Below are 19,371 nucleotides of genomic sequence, written 5' to 3'. Positions count from 1 at the left end.
TCAGTTTTCAAGGTGCAAATATTTGTCGTCTCATTGTTTGAGAGCGACTTATTTATCATACAACAAATGCTTGTATATTGTCAAGCATTTTCTATTATTCAATGTCGTCTATTTTAGCGGCGACTTGATTAATATATCATATGCTAGATATTAATTGCAAGCATTTTTTTTATGTTTTTAGGTAATAATATACTTTATTTTTTACTATTTCATTTATTTAGTCTCATTTCTAAATAAGCCACTCCCTGATACATTATTGTTGCAAAAATGGCAATAATAAATAAACTGCCCATTACTAATGTAAAATTAAAAACTTGGAAGCCATAAATGATCAAATAACCCAGTCCTTGTTGAGATACTAAAAATTCCCCAACGATAGATCCTATCCATGCCAATCCTACGTTAACCTTTAACGTTGACACTATAGTTGGAATAGAGGCGGGCAAAATAACTTTCATAAAGGTTACTGTTTTACTTGCACCAAAAATCTGGACTACCTTTATATAGTTTGAATCAATTTCTCTAAAGCTATTTAAAACAACTAAAGTTGTTATAATAACGGTGATTGCAAGTGTCATTGCAATAATTGATAAATATCCTGGTCCTAACCCTACAATAAAAAGTGGACCTAACGCTATTTTAGGCATACTATTCAATACAACCAAAAAAGGATCTAGCACTTTTTCTAATATTTTAGAACTCCATATTAAAATGGCTAAAAGGGTTCCACATAAAGTCCCTAAGAAGAAGCCAATCACTGTTTCAATTACAGTTGTACTTATATGAGGTAACAAAGAACCATCGATTAACTTCATATATAGTAAGTTTAATATTTTACTTGGATAACTAAAAAGCAATACATCTATCCAATTAAAACGTCCTGCAACTTCCCATAAACTAAAAAATGATAACAGAATAATCATTTGTATAACAAAGACCATACGTTTTTCTTTTTTCTTTTTTCTAGCAAAATTTCTTTGAATCTTATTTACAAGTGAACTTGGATCAGAATTTTTCTGTACCAAAGGGATCACCCTTTATCCTCTATATTTTCTAACTCATGCCATATTTCATTAAATAATTTTCTAAAATCCTCTTCTTCTCTTGATTGAAAAGGCAACATATTTCTAATTGTATCTGGAATATTCATTATTTTGTGAATTCTTCCTGGATTTCGATTTAAGATAACAACTCTATCACTCATTGCAACAGCTTCAGAAATATCATGCGTTACTAAAATAGCGGTTTTATTATGTGTTTTTAATGTTTCAAAAACTAAATCTTCTAATTTTAATTTGGTTTGATAATCTAGAGCTGAGAATGGTTCGTCTAGCAATAAAATATCAGGTTGAGTTGCTAATGTTCTTACTAAAGCGACTCTTTGTCTCATCCCACCAGATAACTGATCAGGGTATAAATCAAATGTATCAGATAAGCCCATCTCATTTAATAAATACATTGTATGAGATTTAGTCTCAGCATTTAATTTTTTCATGATATCTAAACCAACTAAAGCATTGTTTAATATGGTCCTCCAAGGAAATAAATAATCATGTTGAAGCATGTAACCTATTTTATTTGAAGGACTTGATATTTCTTGATTAAAAATTGACACACTGCCCTGAGAAGGTTTAATTAGTCCTGCTAATATAGATAAAATTGTTGTTTTTCCACATCCACTAGGACCCACAAAACTTACAAATTCCCCTGATTCAATAGAAAGGTCAATATTTTCAACTGCAAGAAGTGCCTGTTGTTCAGAAACATAAACATGTGAGACATCAATTAATTTTACAGCATGATTCATTCATCTCATTCCTCTATTACTCTAGATTGTCAATTGCTTTTTTAGCAAAAGAATTATCAACTAATATTTGATGCGGTGCCCTTTCTTCTAGTTCTCCAGCCTCTATCATCACATCTAATAAGTTGTTCCATTCATCTTCATCTACAATAGGATCTGCAGCATATGATCCTTGATCTCTGTAACGATCAATAACTAGTTCTATGATCTCACCATCAATATCTTCAAAATATGGTGAAATTGCATCTTTAATTTGTTGTATGCTGCTAGTCTCTACCCACTTTTGAGCCCTATGAATTGCATTCGTATATTTTTGAATGGCATCTTTGTTGTTTTTAATAAAACTCTGCTTACTCATATAAACGGTGTATGGTAAATGTCCGCTTTCAATACCAAAAGAAGCCATGACATATCCCGTTCCTTCTTGTTCAAAAACTGTAGCTGTTGGTTCAAATAACTGCACAAAATCACCAGTTCCAGAGGCAAATGCTGAAGCAATATTAGCAAACTCAATATTTTGAATTAATTCCATATCATTGTGAGGGTCAATACCATGTTTCTTCAGAGCAAACTCTCCAGCCATTTGAGGCATCCCGCCTTTTCTCTGACCTAAAAATGTACTTCCTTTTAAAAGCTCCCAACTAAATGAACTAATCGGATCTCTCGACACTAAAAAACTTCCGTCAGTTTGTGTTAACTGAGCAAAGTTAATTATAGGATCATCTGAACCTTGCTGATAAACATATATTGAAGTCTCTGAACCAACTAAAGCAATATCAATTCCATTTGCAAGCAGTGTAGTCATTGTCTTGTCTCCACCCCATGTAGTAGTTAGTTCTACTTCTAAGCCTTCATCTTCAAAAAAACCTTGAGATAATGCTACATATTGTGGAGCATAAAATATGGATCTAGTTACTTCACCAACACGCAGTATAGTAGGCTCATCCTCATCACTTCCACAACCACTAAGAATGGTTCCAAAGGATAAAGCGGAAATCAACAATAATATAAACATCTTTTTTCCCATATAATCACCTTCCTTTTAAGTAAAAAATGATTCTTCTTTTTATGAAAGATCTATGTCTTATCATTATTAACTAACTATATAAACACCTACAGTCCACAATCAATTGCACTGAAATGCAGGATAAAAATATAATATGCTTTCGCCTAGAAAAAGGTTATTCTATTGTGAAAAAATCATTAAAAATTGTAGGCTTACTAAAAAAAGGAGTCTGAAATATGAAGACATTATAAGTAATCACTTTTAAAAAAGAGGCAGTCCAGAAAGTGAATAATGTCAATCATTTCACTAACTGAAACTGCCTCTTTTAAAAAAATGTCATATGTTATCAGGTTAACTTTATAGTGTAAATTACTTTTGTAACCGTGAAGACAATTCTTGAGAAATTTTATCTTTATGTTTTATTAGATTCAATATATTTTCATTCTTTTCAATTTCGTTGAACTCGGAATAATATTCATTTGTTTCATAAACAATATCATCAACAATGAAGTAATATTGAATTTTTTCTTCAGCAGATTCATCATAATTTAACGGGCTTGAATAAGATATATTTGTCTGTTTTATATAAACTGAATTAAAGTTAATGATATAGTATTCGTTCTTTGTTTGACCCATTTCACCAAAAAAATGAATACTAAAATAAATTGGCAAGGAGTTATGCAATTTAATTTCAACATTTCCTCCTTCAGTTGAATATCCCATATAATCAAATTCTAATTTTTCCATCCCTTGATTCGAACCTACAAATGAAACCACATTAGAAATTTCTTTATTATAACTTTCTTCAGGTATTTGAATTTCGTTCAGTTGTTTTTTAATTTCATTTATTTCCTCAATTAATTCCTGATTTTTCTTGTTAGATTCATCTAATTCCTTCGTTATCTGATTTAATTCACTCTGATTACATCCTGTTAAGAAAGTAATTATTGCCAAACTAATAAATAAACTTCTAAGCATTTAGTTCATTCCTTTATTTAATTTTTAAAATCATTATTAAACACATTATAATATAAGTTCTTAATTGAAAATATGTAATTTATTTGATATATTTCCTAATTATAATCAGTATCTAATAAAATACAAAGTTAATGATTTTATAAAGTATTGCTACTAAAAATTTTTAATAAAAAGAAGCAGTCCCTTAAGTGATTTTCAAACATTTCACTAGATGGAACTGCTTCTCTTATTTATTATTATTCTTAATATTCTTCAATGATTATTGAACTGGCATTATTTTCCCCTACGGCTTGATTACTAAGCTCCCCATCGTACCAACCGTCAGTAGCTACTGTTTTGCTTCCTCTAAAACTAGTATCTGAGAATAAGGTTACTCTATAATCACCGATAACAAACATTGCACTTAGTGAATTATCTGGAAAACCTAAGTGCTCTATGGATCTATATTCTCCTGGAGTGGTTACAAACTTTTCGGCTCCACCCACAAATAAATGATTTTTATCTCCTAAATAGACTCCTTTGGGGAATATTCTAAATGATGACATTGCATTATCTCCTAATCCACCAGTATTTGCCATATTACTTATATGAGATCTCGTTGGATACATATATCCATTATAATTATAGTGATGAAACATTCCAATTCCATAGTCTCCAATCACTAGTACAGAAGATAAAGTATCGTTAGCAAATCCACAATTCGGTGTCCAACTACAATTATAAACATGACTTGGTGCGAAATGTTTAAACTTTCCTCTATAATTAGTATGTTCAAATAGCCAAACACCTTCACCACGAAATAATATCATTGATGAAGTCTTATTATCCAAGTTATGCCTATCTAAATTATGATGTCCATAATCCTCTTTAATTATAGCTTGATTCCCTGTATAATCATCATTCTCAAATAATGCTAATGCATAGTTTCCAACCACTTTCACTGATGATACCCCATCTTGAAGAAACCAATAATTCAAACTTTTACCACTCATACCCCAATGCAAACCATCGTCAGTAAACATCATCGGTTCTAAGGTACCACTAAAGTCTGGTCCACTAAATAGATATACACCACCATAATTATCAAAATGATTTTTAACATAAACGGAAGACACGGTATCCGACCCTATAATCGTATCTTTAAAGTCTCGAACAAAAGCCAATCCATCTTCATTTGTGAAAAATGCTTGTGCATACCCACCACGATTAAATTCTGGCCATAGTTGAACCCATATATGTCCTTGTACCAACATGGATGATAATTTGTTATCAAAGTCATAGCCTGTCTGATTTAAATTATCGATCACACCTAGTGATACTGTAACACAATCCCCCTTGAAGTTTGGTTTGTCAAACAAAAATGCTGTTTTTGTCACTGTAAAATGATTAGGAATTGAAACTCTTTCAGATTGAATGGGCTGACCATTATAAAGGACTGTTTTTGTTATATAAAAAGATTGATCAAGGTTCTCTTTCAATAAGTCATATAACTCAGGAGAAATGTTTACAGAAGCATCACTTCCTTCAAAATCACCCATTTTTGTACTACCAAGATATATGGAATAATAAACTCTCTCCCCAGTAGGTATTTGATCATCCGTCCAAGCAAATGGAATTGAACATCCAATAACCATATTTCTTAATTGCGCGTCATTTAATTCCACCTTTGAATACACTATATTAGAAGGAGTGGAAATTTGTACTCTTTTTAATACTATACTAGTGAATTCATTAAGACTAAATGATCTGACAAAATACCTATTGTTTTGATCAGGTCTTATTTTATTGTCTATCCATTGGGTTCTAGTTGGATCAAAGATCGTTGCAACAATCACATCATTTTTATAAACATAGTAACCAGCCACTTTTCCATTGTTCACTTTATCATCATCAACAGGACTTTGAGCCATCTGATCAGCAGGTACTGGATCCCAATTCAGAGTAATCGTTAAGTTCTGAAAATCTGGGGATGCTGTTAAGTTATTCGGTTTTGCTAAGTTTGCATCTTCATCAAAGATAGGTATTTCCTTAACTGAATATATACTATTTTTAATAGTGACCATATGAGAGCTCATATGAGGTGTAAGTCCATAATCTTTTACGTTTCTAAGATCATCATCAAGTTCTTTAAAATTTTGTGCTTGTGCATAATTCACTTTTGTTTGGGTAACTAAATCATATACAACCCAAACAAATGGATGACCATCAATAAGTTCCCCAAACGTTGCAGTAAATGTTTCTGTAACAGACGAATGGTAGGTTCTAGAAAATGAGGTTGTTTGATTTTTAGAATAATTATATTCAATACTATTTTTAAATTCCCATTCCGCTTCTCCAATTAAAAAGTTGGACTTTTTCTTAAAACCCCATTCAATCCCTATTGCAGTTCCATGTGTTATTGATGTTGATTTCTGCTTTTGATCATCTACACCAATCTCTCTTGAGATAGATTGAGTTATCTTAGCTCCATTTGAGTCTCCCTGTTTGGCTACTTCCCACCATTCTTCAACATCTAGCGTAAGACCTTGAGCATAGTATGAGTCTTTATTTAACAAAAGGGTAAGTGTATCCGGTGGGTTTACTGGGAAGTAATTCGTCACCATTCCATTTTCTGGATTATAAATTCCTATAAAGGTATCCACATTGGAGTCTTTCTTATTTAATGCATGATTTAAGTCGCTTAAAAATATTTCGTTCTCTGGATAAGGACCTTTATTTACACTGAAATTAACAGGTATAGAAGTTGCACGGTCTACTAATAAACCATGATGGATGGTTCTATTTTCGTAAGTGGATTGAGGCACATCGCTCAAACTCCTAATCCCTTCGATATTAAGTTCAGGTAAAGATCTTTTCATTTCTTCACTAACTTCTCCTGCAGTACTACCAACTTCCCCAGTATTACTTGCAGTATTCTTACTTAAATTAGATGATTTTAAGTTAGAAGGTAAAGACCCTGTATCGGATTCTACTTTTTCTGTTGGCTTAGGAAAATATACCTTATGAGTACCATAATCAACCATTTCATAACCTTCTCGTTCTTGTGCATTTACTTTTGTATCAGTGAATACACTCAATATAATTATTAGCGTCAATAGCATAGACAAAATTATAAAACTAGACAAAGAAACTCTTTTGAACATTACCATTCACATTTCCTCCCCTATAATTGCTTTCATTTGTTAAACTAATTCCCTCCCTTTTGAAAGCCCTTACAATTTTTGATGTTGTTGATAAGCATAAAACTACTATACTTTCATATTCTTGTATTCCATTTTTCTATTTTTGAATTAATAGAATAGAGAATCGATTAACTACACTTCATACAGTAGTTTGTTATAACTAACATTTTACGACACATTGTATAATTATTCAACATAATATTCTAATTTTTTTGAAATTTCTAAAAAATATGTATCTTTTTATTTAAAACTTAAAAACTCTAATTTCCGCCCTTTTACTCAATAGGCTGCAACTTTCGAGAATAATAAAACTATTTCTAATCTAATAATTTCCGTAATTTAAATAATATGTTCTCACTGATTACATCCAACCTGTGGTTATTTTAAAAAGAATTTTATTAAAAATAAAATTCAGTGCTTATATTGACAATTTCACTCCAATATCAAAATTTATATAATATTAATAAAACTCAAATAATTTGAAAATAAATATACATTAACATTGAGAATGTGTTATGATAGTCTTTAAACCAAATAGAGGATAGGAGGAAAAAAATGAGGAATCAGTCCGTATTATTTGATCTCGATGATACATTAATTCATTGTAATAAATATTATAAAAAAGTGTTGGACACATTTATAGAATTGATGAACGATTGGTTTGGTGAACATGGCATAACAAACCAACAAATAAAAGAAAAACAATTGGAGATAGACATTCATTTAGTTGAAAAATATGGTTTCTCAGCTGAACACTTCCCTCTATCACTAGTTAGAACTTATAAATTTTTCTGTAAACTTATTGTTAAAAAAATAGATAAAACTAAAGTGAAATTGCTAAAAGAGTTAGGGGAAACGGTATATAGTCAAGATGTAGAAGCTTATCCAAATATGTATGAAACGTTGGAGAGATTACAAAAAGATGGGCATCATCTTCATTTATATACTGGTGGTGAAAACTCCATCCAATATAAAAAAATAAAACACTTAGGTTTAGAGGATTTTTTTGAAGAACGTATTTATATAACTAAACATAAAACATTACAAGCTCTTAAAAATATTGTCTTTAAGGAGCAATTAAAAGTTGATGAAACTTGGATGATCGGTAATTCCTTAAGAACTGATGTTAAACCTAGTTTACAAATTGGGCTCAACACGATTCATATTCCTTGTGAAACTGAATGGAAATATAACATTGTTGATTTAAATATCAAGCCCAAAAATATTTTCTACACATTAGATCGTTTAGATGAAGTTCCTGATTCCATCGATCAAGGAATTAAAAAAAGATTGATTTACGAATAACTGTAAGATAATCCAAAATAAAATATTGATTCAATTTTTCAATGTATCAAATTTCACTCTTTATATATTTTTTATAGTAATGACTTAAAGCTAATAATGGGAATATTTGATTGTAACTATGGTAATAAATGTATGATAAATCTGGAAATCCAGCACCAGTTGGATAATCCAGGTTTCTTTTGTTTTCTACTATAAATTTAATACCACGCTTCATTTCTTGTGTAGGCTGATTCTCTATAGCAATTAAAGTGTCTACTACCCATGCAGTCTGTGATGTTGTACTAAAACTAAGTCTCACATACTTTTTCAAAATGTTACTTGAACATGATTCTCCCCATCCTCCATCTTTATTTTGGATTGAATATAACCAACGCTTTGCCCTTTGTATGACTGAATCTTCAACTTCTACTCCAACAGCTAATAGTCCTGTTATGGCAGCCCAAGTACCATAAATGTAACAAATACCCCACTTTCCATTCCATGAACCATCAGATTCTTGATTTCTTTTTAACCAATTTATGGCTGATTTTACTTGTGGATGATCTTTTTTTAATTTTGCATAATTCCCAAGTAACTCTAGAGTTCTTCCAGTTAAATCTGCACTGGAGGCGTCCAATGCCCCTTCTTCCACATGATCAACCGGCAATATGGTAAATATTTTTTTATCTACATTTTTCTCAAATGCAGCCCACCCACCATCATCATTTTGCATAGATAGAATCCAATTTAAACCACGATTCCATGCTTGAAGAATTTTTTTATCATGTTTTGATGTTTCATACATTGCTCTTAATGCAGCAGTTGTATCATCAATGTCTGGATTTTTCGTATTTCCCTCTGTAAAACCCCAACCTCCAGGTTTTCCATCTGGATTATGAATGGCCCAATCACTCTTTATACGTTGTTGTTGACCCTCTAAGTAATGGATTGAGCTTTTTATACTAGAATCTTCATAAGGAACACCTGCTTCTTGCAAACTATAAGATATAAGCGCAGTATCCCATATTTGAGAAGGTGAATTTTCCACATGTTTTTTACCATCAAAATCACAGGTGTAAGTTTTCATTGAATTGATTGCATTATTTATCAATGAATGTGACTGATTATAACCAAGTGCTAAGAAGCTATAAATCATTAAACAAGTAGCACTCGTATAATTGTATAAAGTACCATCTGACTCTAATCTTTGTAACATAAACTTTTTAGTTTTTTTATAAGCTCTATTTTTAAGCAGACAAGAAATATTATATTGCTTTTTAACCTCTTCTTCGATGTAATTTCTAAAAGAGATGACGTCTTCGTGTTCAGTTGGAGACCTTTGTATATCAGCAGAAGTGGAAGGAGACATTAAATGAGATATATCTGGTGTGTATTCCGTTTTTATAGAATAATGTAAATTACCTGCAATCATGATTGGTGCAAAATGTACTCTTGCATAACAGCTTAAATCAAAAAAATTCAATGGAAATTTTGTTGGTAGTAATATGAAAGTGATAGGAATTGGAAAAGGTTTTGGCCAAGGATATTGCCCATTTACTGCTAGTAATGCTTTAACCAAAAAATGAGCTTTCCTCAATCCACCCATAGCGAGGATTTGCTTTTCTGCTTTTTTCATATTTGGATCGCTTTTCTTAAAGTAACCTGAAAAAAGCAAAGCATTGTAAGCTGAAACAGAAGCAGTAATATTTCCTGGGGTTTCATCTTTATAATGCTTCCATGCTCCGTTACTATCTTGTTTATCTACTATATATTCAGTGACTGAACGTATAAACTTTTCGTCTTGATGCTTTATTGCTCGCATGGTCATAATCATAAATGCATCAAACATCACACCATCTTGAAAACAGTAATGCCATGCGCCATTTGAAGATTGCTTTTCCTTTAGGCTTTCTGTGCGATTTTTTATTTCTTGAATGATTTTACTTTCTGTAATCAAAGTTGATCATTCCTTTTTAAGTGGGTTAATAATATGTATTAATCCACTTAAAAAGCTATTCATCTCATCATAAATTCATTTTAATAAATCTGGTTTATAACGTTTGGCTAACAACCGATGTGCTTCTGCTATATCGATATCCCTCACTAATAATTCCTCTACATTTTTTTGACCAACTACGAGTCTTTCACCTGAAGGGGAAATTAATGCCGATGTACTTTTCTGACTTTCAGTTGCATAATTAATACTTGCATAAAAAATATTGTTTTCAAGACTCCTGCATACCATGGCTTGATCAAAAAACTCTGGATTATGTACGTTGCCAGTAAACTGAGGATGAAAAACAATAGTTGCTCCACGAACAGCAGCCCACCTCACTGTTTCTGGATACCTAACTCCCTCATGACAAATGGAAATTCCAAATTTGACATGATTAATTTCAAATAGATGTCTTCCATCACCCGGAACGTAACCAAAAAAATCTTCATCTGGATCAATTTGATTTTTGGTTTGATAACCTAAAACTTTACCATTTTGATTTATGACAAATGCAACTAAATGAAAACCAAGGTCATCTTTCCATTCCATAGGTAATATGATGGATATATTAAATTCTTTTGCCAATTCACAAACTTCTTCAATTGCAGATGATTGAAAGTTGTGGTCATATTCATCAATTTCATAGCCTACTCCTCGTAATCCAGGAATAATAGATTCTGGAAAACAAACGAGATCACATTGATTAAGGTGAGCTTGTTTTATCATCTGTTTTACAATTGCTAATCCTTCAATTGCAGACTTAGGAAACCTTGTTTGAGCCAATCCGATTCTCATGTTATACCTCCCATGAATCTCCATAAATTTAGTTTTCTATAGTCATGTATTATACTAGATTTATCTGAAATCTACATCAATCATGCTATAGAACACTTGTGTTTTACAAACCTATACTCATGGTATAGGATAATAGATAAATATCTATTCAAGTGAAAAATTGCTGACTATGCTTTTGGTTTGATCAAATTAATTAATCTTCTTATTCAATACAAAGAAAGGAGCAATACAAATGGGTTTAGTTAAAAAACTCCTCATTAAAAATGGTTATCATGCAGCCATTATCAACGCACCAGAATCATTCTCACTGCCTGCTGATGAACTCCCATCAGATGTAGAGATTTCGAATCACCTTGATGGTGAATTTGATTTTATATTGTTATTTGCACACAATCAGAAGGAATTAAAAGAATATACACCAGAAATAATCTCTCAATTAAAGAAAGATGCTTTATTTTGGGTTGCTTATCCCAAAAAAAGCTCTAAGATTAATTCTGATATTACAAGGGATACAGGTTGGGAAAGTTTGAAGGAATTAGGTTACCTAGGTGTTTCCCTTATCTCTATAGATGAAACTTGGTCTGCTTTCAGATTACGGAATAAAGGGAAATAATACCATATCCTTGACAGAAAATAACCAAGTGTAAAAAATTACACTTGGTTATTAAAAACTATAACTCTATATTAAGGATTTAGAATTTCAAGACAATTCCTTATAATGAGAAGTATCTCCATACAATCGAATGAAAGGCTCATTCCTCTCAAATTCTATCATACTAAGACTAGTTTGATAAATATGTGGAGAATCCCAAAAATCTATCAACTCTTTTTTTTCAAAGTAAGACATGATGGTTTTTAATGTAAGGCCATGTGTTACAATTAAAATCGTTTTCCCTTGATGTTTTAATAAAATATCCTTTACAAACGGGATTACCCGATTATGCAAATCCTGAAAAGTTTCTCCCCCCATCGATTCATATAAATGGGGTGTTTTCCAAAATGCATGGTGCTGTTCAGGATATTTTTGTTCTAGTTCACTAATGATCTGCCCTTCCCATTCTCCCATGTTTATTTCTTTTAATACATCTGATGGAATGATCTCTATTTCTCTTTGATTCCTGACAAGCTTGGCTGTTTCCCTCGTTCTTCCACTTGAACTAGTATAAATAATATCAATCACTGTATCATTCAATGACTCTCCTAACCACTCTGCTTGTTGAATACCTAACGAAGTTAACGGAGAATCTTTGTGACCCTGCATTCTTTTTTCTAAATTCCACTCGGTTTGTCCGTGTCTTGCAACATACAGTTTTGTTGTTGGCAAATGATTCCCTCCCAATTGTACTTCTTCTATGATTTATATTAATCTATCTTATCACAATTCGGTAGGAAGTTTATGAAGATACATGTTTATGCAATTTGTATTTTCTTTTAACGTTTTAATCGTTTTTGTATTCGGCTTTGAGAAAATGATTGGATAATCTATTTCACTATATTGTTCCCTTATAGGAAATGCCAGTTTTTCTTCACTAAATGAGAATTGAGCATTAACTCCTTCTTTATTCCCTCTAGCATCTAGACGAATCCATCGCTCTAAAGATTGTATATACACAGCATTCAAACAGTGAACACAATATCCTGATTCTGGTGAGGAGCCAACGGTTAATTTTTGATAACAAAAACCAGTAGGAATTCCTTTACATCTTAGTAAGGCAGCAAGTAAGTTTGATTTTGCATAACAGATACCTTCTTTATATTCCAAAACCTCAGATGCTTTATTTGTTATACGAGTACTCTGAATATCCCATGAATGAGAAATTTGATCACGTACAAATTCAAAAGCAGTTTGAATGATTTCAATTTCATTGATTTTATTTTGAAATAATTCTTTTACTTTATCTTTAATTAAAGGATGACTGAAATCCACTTCATCTAACTCTAATAAATATTCTTGTACTGTATTAGTTTCACAAATTAGTTTCATTAAATCCCTCCACTACAATAACTTGATAGAATTATTTTAAAATAAAATGAATATTTACTCAACTTAAAAAGTTGCCCTATGATATGACAACTTCTTATCATTTTAACTATTCTTTCTGAGCTACAATCAAAAACCGATGTAACTTTACTTCTATAAAACTTTCTCTTTGATTTTTTATGCACCTAACTGTCTTAAGAAACAAAAAACGGGTATTGGTTGAATACTCCAATACCCGTTCTCCAGTTTAATAGTTTAATATTCTTTTGTTATCGTAATACGTTTTATATCTTGATCATAATAAATCTCACTATCTAAATTTTCAACAATAAATCTAAGAGGTACAAAAGATTTTCCATCAATAATCATAACATTTGTTTCCAGTTGAACTACTTCACCGTCAACTAACACTTCATTGCTGTCAATTGTAAAAACTAGCTCTTTACCATTTATGCTGTCAGCAATGTTAATCTGTTTAGTATCTCCATCCCACTTCACAGCAGCATCCAATTCAGTAGAAACATAACGTAAAGGTGCATAAGTAACTCCATTTTCAACAAAAGGCTCATCCATAAGTTGCGCTAACTCTTTATCATTTTGAGGATACAATAAAACTTCTAATTTATTCATTTCCAATAAACTCAACAACTCATACAATGGTGATTTCTTATCCATTTCTTTAAATAAAAACGCAGGAGATGAAGCATTCTCTAGATCCATAAAGTCAATTGCATTCGTCGTATCAATTTCATCTATTTCTACATCTCCATTTATATTCCACATTTCATTTTCACCATAGAATTTAAATCCTTTAATCGCAGAAAGCTCATCTATTTCAGGTTGAACGACTAATTCCATTGCTTGTTTACGAATGTTTAAATCTTTGTCTAAGTATAAATCCATTGTTAAATAATTATCTTCACTGAAAATAGCACTTAGTGTTGGGTCATTATTAAATTCTTCTAACGTTACATCCAATTCTTCTACAAAAGGTTTAACTTGAGTATTTAAAGTAGTAAAAATATACTCAATAGCTAGATCTCTGTTTAACAACATTTGTAAATTAGGGTCCATTAGGTCTTCTTCAGTCATGAAAGATTCAATCATAGGTAAATATAAATCATACAATTCTGCGATAAATTTCTTAAGTTCCTCTTCATCTTCAAACATGTTTTGAACAGTTTCTATCAATAAAGGTAGTAATTCACTGCCATCAATTTTAATATGAACTTTCTTTAAATCAACATCTTGCCCATTGATTTCTTCTTCTACACTATCAACCGTAACAGTTGAAGGGTTAGGTGCGTTGCTGATTAGAAATTCAGCTATAAGTTTTTGTATATCTATGCTTGATTGTTCAAATTCTTCAAAGTCAGATAAAAGTTCAATTGATTCATCGTCTAATTCTTGGATTGAATCCATTCCTAAATAAAATGGTTTTTCAATACCATCGATTAAAAATGTATAATTAAGATCGTTATAATGTTGATTCAAAACCATCTCAAACGGAATGGCTTCCAATGCAGGTAACTGTATAGATCCTTTCATTGATTGTTTAAAGGCATCTTCAACTTTTATATCACTAAATATTATCTTCACATTGTTTAAAAATTCTAACATTTTTGCTTCATCTTCTGAAAGTTCTTCACTTTCATCAACAATAAATTCAAAAGAATATTCCCCGGAACCTTCATATGTAGGTACATCAAATTGTGACATAAGTGCTTTGTTTATGTCTACTCCTCCAACAGATTGGCAACCAGTCAGTATAGCTCCCATAAGCAGAATAAATACCCCTGCAAATGAAAAGACTTTATTTCTTTTCATTGAAATCCTCTCCCTTTTTTCTTTTTTAAATAAGCTCATTACTATTAAACGTCATTCTATGAAAAAAGTTTCATTTCTAAAAAGTAAAATTGTGTAAATTCTATGAATTATTTTATAACATAGGCAGAAATTAAAGCACCTGTATTGATAATTGCTTTCATATGAGTACGCTCCATACTATGTGATGCATGCACACCTGGACCAATTAAAGCAGCTCTTATGTCATTCCCTCCCCTTAATGCAGCAGATGCGTCAGAACCATACTGTGGATAAATGTCTACTACAAATTCTATTTCCTCTTCTTTCGCTAATTGGATCAATCTACTAGTCATGTCATAATCATATGGACCTGATGAATCCTTAGCACAAATGGAAACATCTAGTTCTGAACATGACAAATCATCTCCAATAGCCCCCATGTCTATCGCGATGAACTCTTCAATATTATGAGGGATGAAGGCTGCTCCATGCCCCACTTCTTCATATGTAGTAATGAAGATTTTAATTGTTTTTTGAGGCTGAATATTTTCTCTTTTCATCAATTCCATAAATCCAAACAAAGCAGCTACACTTGCTTTATCATCTAAATGTCTAGATTTCACAAATCCATTTTCGAATAATTTTGGTCTGGCATCAAAAGAAATAAAATCCCCAACACGAATCCCTAGTTCTTCTACTTCTGATTTAGAATGTACGATCTCATCAATACGAACTTCCATATTTTGATCTTCACGTTTCATATCTCTTGCATCTTTATATACATGAACGGATGGATGGGTTGTAAGTATCGTGCCTTCATATACACGGCCATCTCGTGTATGGATTTTACAATACTCACCTTCTATTGCATTGAGCATATACCCACCTATAAGTGTAAGCTTTAAAGTGCCTTCTCTAGTAATAGAACGTACCATAGCACCCAAAGTATCAACATGAGCAGATAAACCAAGACACTCTTCTTTAACACCTGGAATCGTGATTATGCCATTTCCTTTATTCGTTTTTTCAAACGAGAACCCAAGATTTAAAACTTCTTCCTCTACTATCTTCATAATATCATGACAAAATCCACTAGGACTCGGAGTTGATAGTAATTTCATCAGTATATCTTCTACATACTTTTGATCGATTTTTGACTTAAACATAAATTCACCACTTTTACTATTTTTTTATGATTCTATATTGAAATATGAGGCAAAAGATACAAACTGTCAAGATGGTATAAAGAACTAAATTTATACTTCTATGAATTTTAAAAATAGTGTTACAATAAATTATAAAATACGTAGTTTTTTGTTGAGTTATATTTTATATTTTTTTAAAGAAAGGTAATAATTTCATGACATATGAAGAACAAATGAATTTAAAGTTAGAGCAATGGATACTTCAATTGCAAAAAAAGCCTGGAATTTTAGAAAGAAGTTCTAGAGGTTTATCAAAAAAAATAAATCAAAAAATCCCACAAAAAGCACATGATACCATAACTGCAGCAATCAAAGGTATGATACAATCCATTATCTATGGTGTTGACATTACGCCTAAGGGGAAAGTTTTATCAACTGAACTGCCTTTAGAAATAAAGGATCAAAAAGCAGAGGAATGGATTATAAAATATAAAAAAATAGCAGCGCTTGAAGGTGCAGGAACAGGAGCAGGAGGTATTTTTTTAGGACTGGTAGATTTCCCAGCGCTTCTATCGATTAAAATGAAGCTACTATTTGAATTAGCTCATATTTATGGATATAATACGAAATATTTTCATGAAAGATTATACATCCTCAATATTTTTCAATTAGCTTTTTCTGGTTATGATCACCGATTAAAAACATTAAGCAGCATCCATAACTGGGACTCAACAGCAAAAACTTTAAATGACCCTGAAAACATTGATTGGGAGAAATTCCAACAGGAATATCGCGATTCGTTGGATTTTAGAAAAATGTTGCAAATGCTTCCTGGTATAGGTGCGGTAGTAGGAGCATGGGCTAATTTTGGACTTATACAGGAGCTTGGTGATACTGCGATGAATTGTTATCGAATGCGAATATTAAAGAGTGAAATCTGATGTTAAAACCCACAAAAAAGTACTGAATAAGAACTTTTTGTGGGTTTTGGATTGATATTAATTGTTTAATTCAATACTGCCTTCATGTGCTCTACAGTTATGGACCAATGAGATGTATTCCAATAAGGCTCCCTATTTTTAACATAAATCACTTGAGGTGATTCATGCTTCACATTTAAGTCTTCAGCAATTTGATTAGAAACAGGTCTTGATTCGATAACCTTCACCATCAAATATTCCACTTCTTCATTAGGTTCAGTTTTTAAGTATTTTTGAAACTCCCTCAATCCGTTTGAGCTAACAGGACACGTTGTACTATGTTTTAAAATTACAAAAGGATTTTCTCTAGATGCATTTAAATAACTTTTCCATTGTTCTAATGTAGTAATTTCCTTCCAATCTCTCATCGTATACACCTCATGTTCTAATATCTTTTGTATTATCAATTATTTGATATTTAAAATTTCTCTCAAGCCTTATCATACCACAAGCTGATTTTAGTTTCCTAATCACGACTCACTGCTTTTTTCGCACTTAGAGATGCAAATGTTATCGTAATGGAACAAATCAATACAATCACTAACGCTGCATTCAGCAACGGCTCAGCCTCCCACCCATTAATTAATACAGAGCGCATTCCATCAAAAATGTATGTAGTTGGATTTATTTTAGAAACAAATTTTAACCAATCTGCTTCAATGAGTTCATATGGAACGAATGTAGTACTTAAAAAAACTAGTGGGAAAAAGACAAAAGTTCCTGCTTGAGAAGCCTGTGCATCCTTCGTTTTCAAAGCAAAAGCCACAGAATACCCTGCAAACGCTAATCCAAAACCGGCAGCTAATAAAATAACAACGATAGCTCCTCCAAATCCAGCAGCAATTTCTAATCCCATCCATATTCCAACTAGTAAAATTAATACCGTTTGAATAAATAGTTGAATCATCCCTGCTAAAATTGGACCTAATACTATAGCTACTCTTGAAGTGGGCGTTAGTAGCAACCTTGAAAAATATCCATTTTCTAAGTCTTGTACTAATGATTGACCTGCTCCTCCAGATCCGCCTATTGCTCCACTGACAATGGAAACTGGTAATATAAAAGCTAGATAACTAGCTCCAGCAAAAGCAGGAATATTGGAAATTCCACTTAAACCCGCTTGATATACGACTAAGAAAAATAAACTGATAATAATATTAGGTATAAAGATAAATGGATTTCGGAATATTGCAATTGTACTTCGTTTAGTCATTAAATATGTATCAACAATAAAATTGGAATTCATTTAGATACCACCCCTTCCTGTCTGTTCCCCTTCTCTTCTAGATGATCCCCAGTTACCCGTAAAAAAACATCATCCAAAGTTGGAGGTGCTAAATTCAGACTTACAGGAGGAATGCCTTCTCCGTCTAACTTTCTAACCATCTCAGGAAGAAAAATAGCTCCGTTATCTACATAAAGCGTTAATTCTTCATTTGTCAGTCTAAAATCTTTCATCCATGGTTCAAGTACATCTTTTGCTTTTTCTGCATCTTCTCTTTGATGAAAAGTTAATTCAATGACATCCATACCCACCGTTTTTTTCAATTGTTGTGAAGTTCCTGATGCAACAATTTCGCCCTTATTTATAATAGAGATTCGATCAGCTAATTGATCTGCTTCTTCTAGATATTGTGTTGTTAAAAAAATAGTCGCTCCAAACTGACGATTCAAAGTTCGAATTTCATCCCAAATCGCATTTCTATTATACGGATCTAAACCCGTTGTTGGCTCATCTAAAAATAAGATTTTAGGTCGATGGACAAGACACAGTGACAAATCTAATCGTCTACGCATACCACCAGAGTATTTTCCAACTTTACGATCCGCATCATCTGTTAAGTTTATTAATTCTAATAATTCTTGAGCACGTTTTTTTGCATCTGACTTTGAGAAACCAAACAACCTTGCTTGTAAATGTAATAATTCTCTTCCAGTAAGGGATGGGTCTATTCCTGTTTCTTGTAGGGCAACACCAATTTTTCTTCGAATGGAAAATGGATCTTTCTGTACATTGAATCCTGATACAACTGCACTGCCAGAAGTTGGGTTAAGTAAGGTTGTAAGCACTTGTATCGTTGTTGATTTTCCAGCACCATTAGGTCCTAAAAATGCAAAAAATTCTCCTTCCCTGACTTCAAAGGATATGTCTTTAATTGCTTTCACGTCTCCCTTAAAGGTCTTCACTAAATTTTGAACAACGATAGCATGATCAGACAAATGATAACCTCCTTATGATTTCCAATTTATAGATATACTTTATTATTATTGTAGAGTATTTCCATCTGAATTCATACTATATTTTTTTAAAGAGATTGCTGTAAAAATCCAAACTTAATACATGTTTATAAAATATATAAAATTATAAAAAAAGAACACCAAACAGATTCATTGTCTGGCGATCCTATACATTC

Annotated in this window: 17 protein-coding genes; 3 read left to right on the top strand and 14 right to left on the bottom strand. The window is 31.9% G+C overall.

The window, feature by feature from the left end:
* Window positions 1-209: 209 nt before the first annotated feature.
* The 5 genes from ERL59_RS03590 to ERL59_RS03570 form a co-directional block, all read right to left on the bottom strand.
* Entirely contained in the window at window positions 210-1,025 is an 816-nt protein-coding gene (locus ERL59_RS03590; protein WP_235929771.1) for an ABC transporter permease, read from the bottom strand.
* 5 nt (window positions 1,026-1,030) lie between these two features.
* Window positions 1,031-1,807, bottom strand: a complete 777-nt coding sequence (locus ERL59_RS03585) for an ABC transporter ATP-binding protein (RefSeq protein ID WP_160644561.1) — start codon at window positions 1,805-1,807, stop codon at window positions 1,031-1,033.
* Window positions 1,808-1,823: 16 nt separating this feature from the next.
* Entirely contained in the window at window positions 1,824-2,831 is a 1,008-nt protein-coding gene (locus tag ERL59_RS03580; protein ID WP_160644559.1) for an ABC transporter substrate-binding protein, read from the bottom strand.
* Between the two features lie 348 nt (window positions 2,832-3,179).
* Window positions 3,180-3,788, bottom strand: a complete 609-nt coding sequence (locus ERL59_RS03575) for a hypothetical protein (protein WP_160644557.1) — start codon at window positions 3,786-3,788, stop codon at window positions 3,180-3,182.
* Between the two features lie 242 nt (window positions 3,789-4,030).
* Complete coding sequence (locus tag ERL59_RS03570; protein ID WP_160644555.1) at window positions 4,031-6,937, bottom strand: hypothetical protein; 2,907 nt, start codon at window positions 6,935-6,937, stop codon at window positions 4,031-4,033.
* A 588-nt stretch (window positions 6,938-7,525) separates the two neighbouring features.
* Between ERL59_RS03570 and ERL59_RS03565 the strand changes: the two genes are divergently transcribed.
* A complete protein-coding gene (locus ERL59_RS03565) occupies window positions 7,526-8,275 on the top strand; it encodes an HAD family hydrolase (RefSeq protein WP_160644552.1) in 750 nt (249 codons plus the stop codon).
* Between the two features lie 46 nt (window positions 8,276-8,321).
* On the opposite strand, the gene ERL59_RS03560 is transcribed toward ERL59_RS03565, so the two are convergent.
* Together ERL59_RS03560 and ERL59_RS03555 are read right to left on the bottom strand one after the other, a co-directional pair.
* Complete coding sequence (locus ERL59_RS03560; RefSeq protein ID WP_201763461.1) at window positions 8,322-10,211, bottom strand: terpene cyclase/mutase family protein; 1,890 nt, start codon at window positions 10,209-10,211, stop codon at window positions 8,322-8,324.
* Between the two features lie 75 nt (window positions 10,212-10,286).
* Entirely contained in the window at window positions 10,287-11,045 is a 759-nt protein-coding gene (locus ERL59_RS03555) for a carbon-nitrogen hydrolase family protein (RefSeq protein WP_160644550.1), read from the bottom strand.
* 232 nt (window positions 11,046-11,277) lie between these two features.
* Between ERL59_RS03555 and ERL59_RS03550 the strand changes: the two genes are divergently transcribed.
* On the top strand, window positions 11,278-11,658 hold the full coding sequence (locus tag ERL59_RS03550) for a hypothetical protein (protein ID WP_160644548.1): 381 nt from the start codon (window positions 11,278-11,280) through the stop codon (window positions 11,656-11,658).
* Between the two features lie 87 nt (window positions 11,659-11,745).
* Here ERL59_RS03550 and ERL59_RS03545 read toward each other — a convergent pair whose 3' ends face one another.
* The 4 genes from ERL59_RS03545 to ERL59_RS03530 all read right to left on the bottom strand — a co-directional run bounded on the left by ERL59_RS03545 (window position 11,746) and on the right by ERL59_RS03530 (window position 15,998).
* Complete coding sequence (locus ERL59_RS03545; protein ID WP_160644545.1) at window positions 11,746-12,369, bottom strand: histidine phosphatase family protein; 624 nt, start codon at window positions 12,367-12,369, stop codon at window positions 11,746-11,748.
* Between the two features lie 51 nt (window positions 12,370-12,420).
* Window positions 12,421-13,029 (bottom strand): transglutaminase-like domain-containing protein, encoded by a 609-nt coding sequence (locus ERL59_RS03540; RefSeq protein ID WP_160644543.1) that lies wholly within the window; start codon window positions 13,027-13,029, stop codon window positions 12,421-12,423.
* Between the two features lie 252 nt (window positions 13,030-13,281).
* The gene (locus ERL59_RS03535) at window positions 13,282-14,853 is read right to left on the bottom strand and encodes a copper amine oxidase N-terminal domain-containing protein (RefSeq protein ID WP_160644541.1); all 1,572 of its coding nucleotides are present in this window, start codon (window positions 14,851-14,853) and stop codon (window positions 13,282-13,284) included.
* 107 nt (window positions 14,854-14,960) lie between these two features.
* Window positions 14,961-15,998 (bottom strand): M42 family metallopeptidase, encoded by a 1,038-nt coding sequence (locus ERL59_RS03530; RefSeq protein WP_160644539.1) that lies wholly within the window; start codon window positions 15,996-15,998, stop codon window positions 14,961-14,963.
* Window positions 15,999-16,192: 194 nt separating this feature from the next.
* On the opposite strand from ERL59_RS03530, the gene ERL59_RS03525 reads away from it, so the two are divergent.
* Complete coding sequence (locus ERL59_RS03525; RefSeq protein ID WP_160644537.1) at window positions 16,193-16,918, top strand: EcsC family protein; 726 nt, start codon at window positions 16,193-16,195, stop codon at window positions 16,916-16,918.
* Window positions 16,919-16,983: 65 nt separating this feature from the next.
* Here ERL59_RS03525 and ytxJ read toward each other — a convergent pair whose 3' ends face one another.
* The 3 genes from ytxJ to ERL59_RS03510 form a co-directional block, all read right to left on the bottom strand.
* Window positions 16,984-17,325 (bottom strand): bacillithiol system redox-active protein YtxJ, encoded by a 342-nt coding sequence (gene ytxJ, locus ERL59_RS03520; protein ID WP_160644535.1) that lies wholly within the window; start codon window positions 17,323-17,325, stop codon window positions 16,984-16,986.
* Window positions 17,326-17,423: 98 nt separating this feature from the next.
* Window positions 17,424-18,203 carry an ABC transporter permease gene (locus ERL59_RS03515; protein ID WP_160644533.1) on the bottom strand — a complete coding sequence of 260 codons (780 nt, stop codon included), beginning with the start codon at window positions 18,201-18,203 and terminating at the stop codon, window positions 17,424-17,426.
* Window positions 18,200-19,177 carry an ATP-binding cassette domain-containing protein gene (locus tag ERL59_RS03510; protein ID WP_201763460.1) on the bottom strand — a complete coding sequence of 326 codons (978 nt, stop codon included), beginning with the start codon at window positions 19,175-19,177 and terminating at the stop codon, window positions 18,200-18,202. Before ERL59_RS03510 ends, ERL59_RS03515 begins: the two co-directional genes overlap by 4 nt.
* Window positions 19,178-19,371: the final 194 nt, after the last annotated feature.

It is taken from the genome of Chengkuizengella marina, assembly GCF_009910845.1.
Lineage (GTDB): Bacteria > Bacillota > Bacilli > Paenibacillales > KCTC-33759 > Chengkuizengella > Chengkuizengella marina.
The sequence above is the reverse complement of the archived record's forward strand: the minus strand, read 5'-3'. Positions and strand labels throughout refer to the sequence as shown.

What these genes read in the sequence shown, in the direction of transcription:
- ERL59_RS03585 (WP_160644561.1), bottom strand. Translation starts at nt 1,807, where the DNA reads ATGAATCATGCTGTAAAATTAATTGATGTCTCACATGTTTATGTTTCT.
- ERL59_RS03580 (WP_160644559.1), bottom strand. Translation starts at nt 2,831, where the DNA reads ATGGGAAAAAAGATGTTTATATTATTGTTGATTTCCGCTTTATCCTTT.
- ERL59_RS03575 (WP_160644557.1), bottom strand. Translation starts at nt 3,788, where the DNA reads ATGCTTAGAAGTTTATTTATTAGTTTGGCAATAATTACTTTCTTAACA.
- ERL59_RS03570 (WP_160644555.1), bottom strand. Translation starts at nt 6,937, where the DNA reads ATGGTAATGTTCAAAAGAGTTTCTTTGTCTAGTTTTATAATTTTGTCT.
- ERL59_RS03565 (WP_160644552.1), top strand. Translation starts at nt 7,526, where the DNA reads ATGAGGAATCAGTCCGTATTATTTGATCTCGATGATACATTAATTCAT.
- ERL59_RS03555 (WP_160644550.1), bottom strand. Translation starts at nt 11,045, where the DNA reads ATGAGAATCGGATTGGCTCAAACAAGGTTTCCTAAGTCTGCAATTGAA.
- ERL59_RS03550 (WP_160644548.1), top strand. Translation starts at nt 11,278, where the DNA reads ATGGGTTTAGTTAAAAAACTCCTCATTAAAAATGGTTATCATGCAGCC.
- ERL59_RS03540 (WP_160644543.1), bottom strand. Translation starts at nt 13,029, where the DNA reads ATGAAACTAATTTGTGAAACTAATACAGTACAAGAATATTTATTAGAG.
- ERL59_RS03535 (WP_160644541.1), bottom strand. Translation starts at nt 14,853, where the DNA reads ATGAAAAGAAATAAAGTCTTTTCATTTGCAGGGGTATTTATTCTGCTT.
- ERL59_RS03530 (WP_160644539.1), bottom strand. Translation starts at nt 15,998, where the DNA reads ATGTTTAAGTCAAAAATCGATCAAAAGTATGTAGAAGATATACTGATG.
- ERL59_RS03525 (WP_160644537.1), top strand. Translation starts at nt 16,193, where the DNA reads ATGACATATGAAGAACAAATGAATTTAAAGTTAGAGCAATGGATACTT.
- ytxJ (WP_160644535.1), bottom strand. Translation starts at nt 17,325, where the DNA reads ATGAGAGATTGGAAGGAAATTACTACATTAGAACAATGGAAAAGTTAT.
- ERL59_RS03515 (WP_160644533.1), bottom strand. Translation starts at nt 18,203, where the DNA reads ATGAATTCCAATTTTATTGTTGATACATATTTAATGACTAAACGAAGT.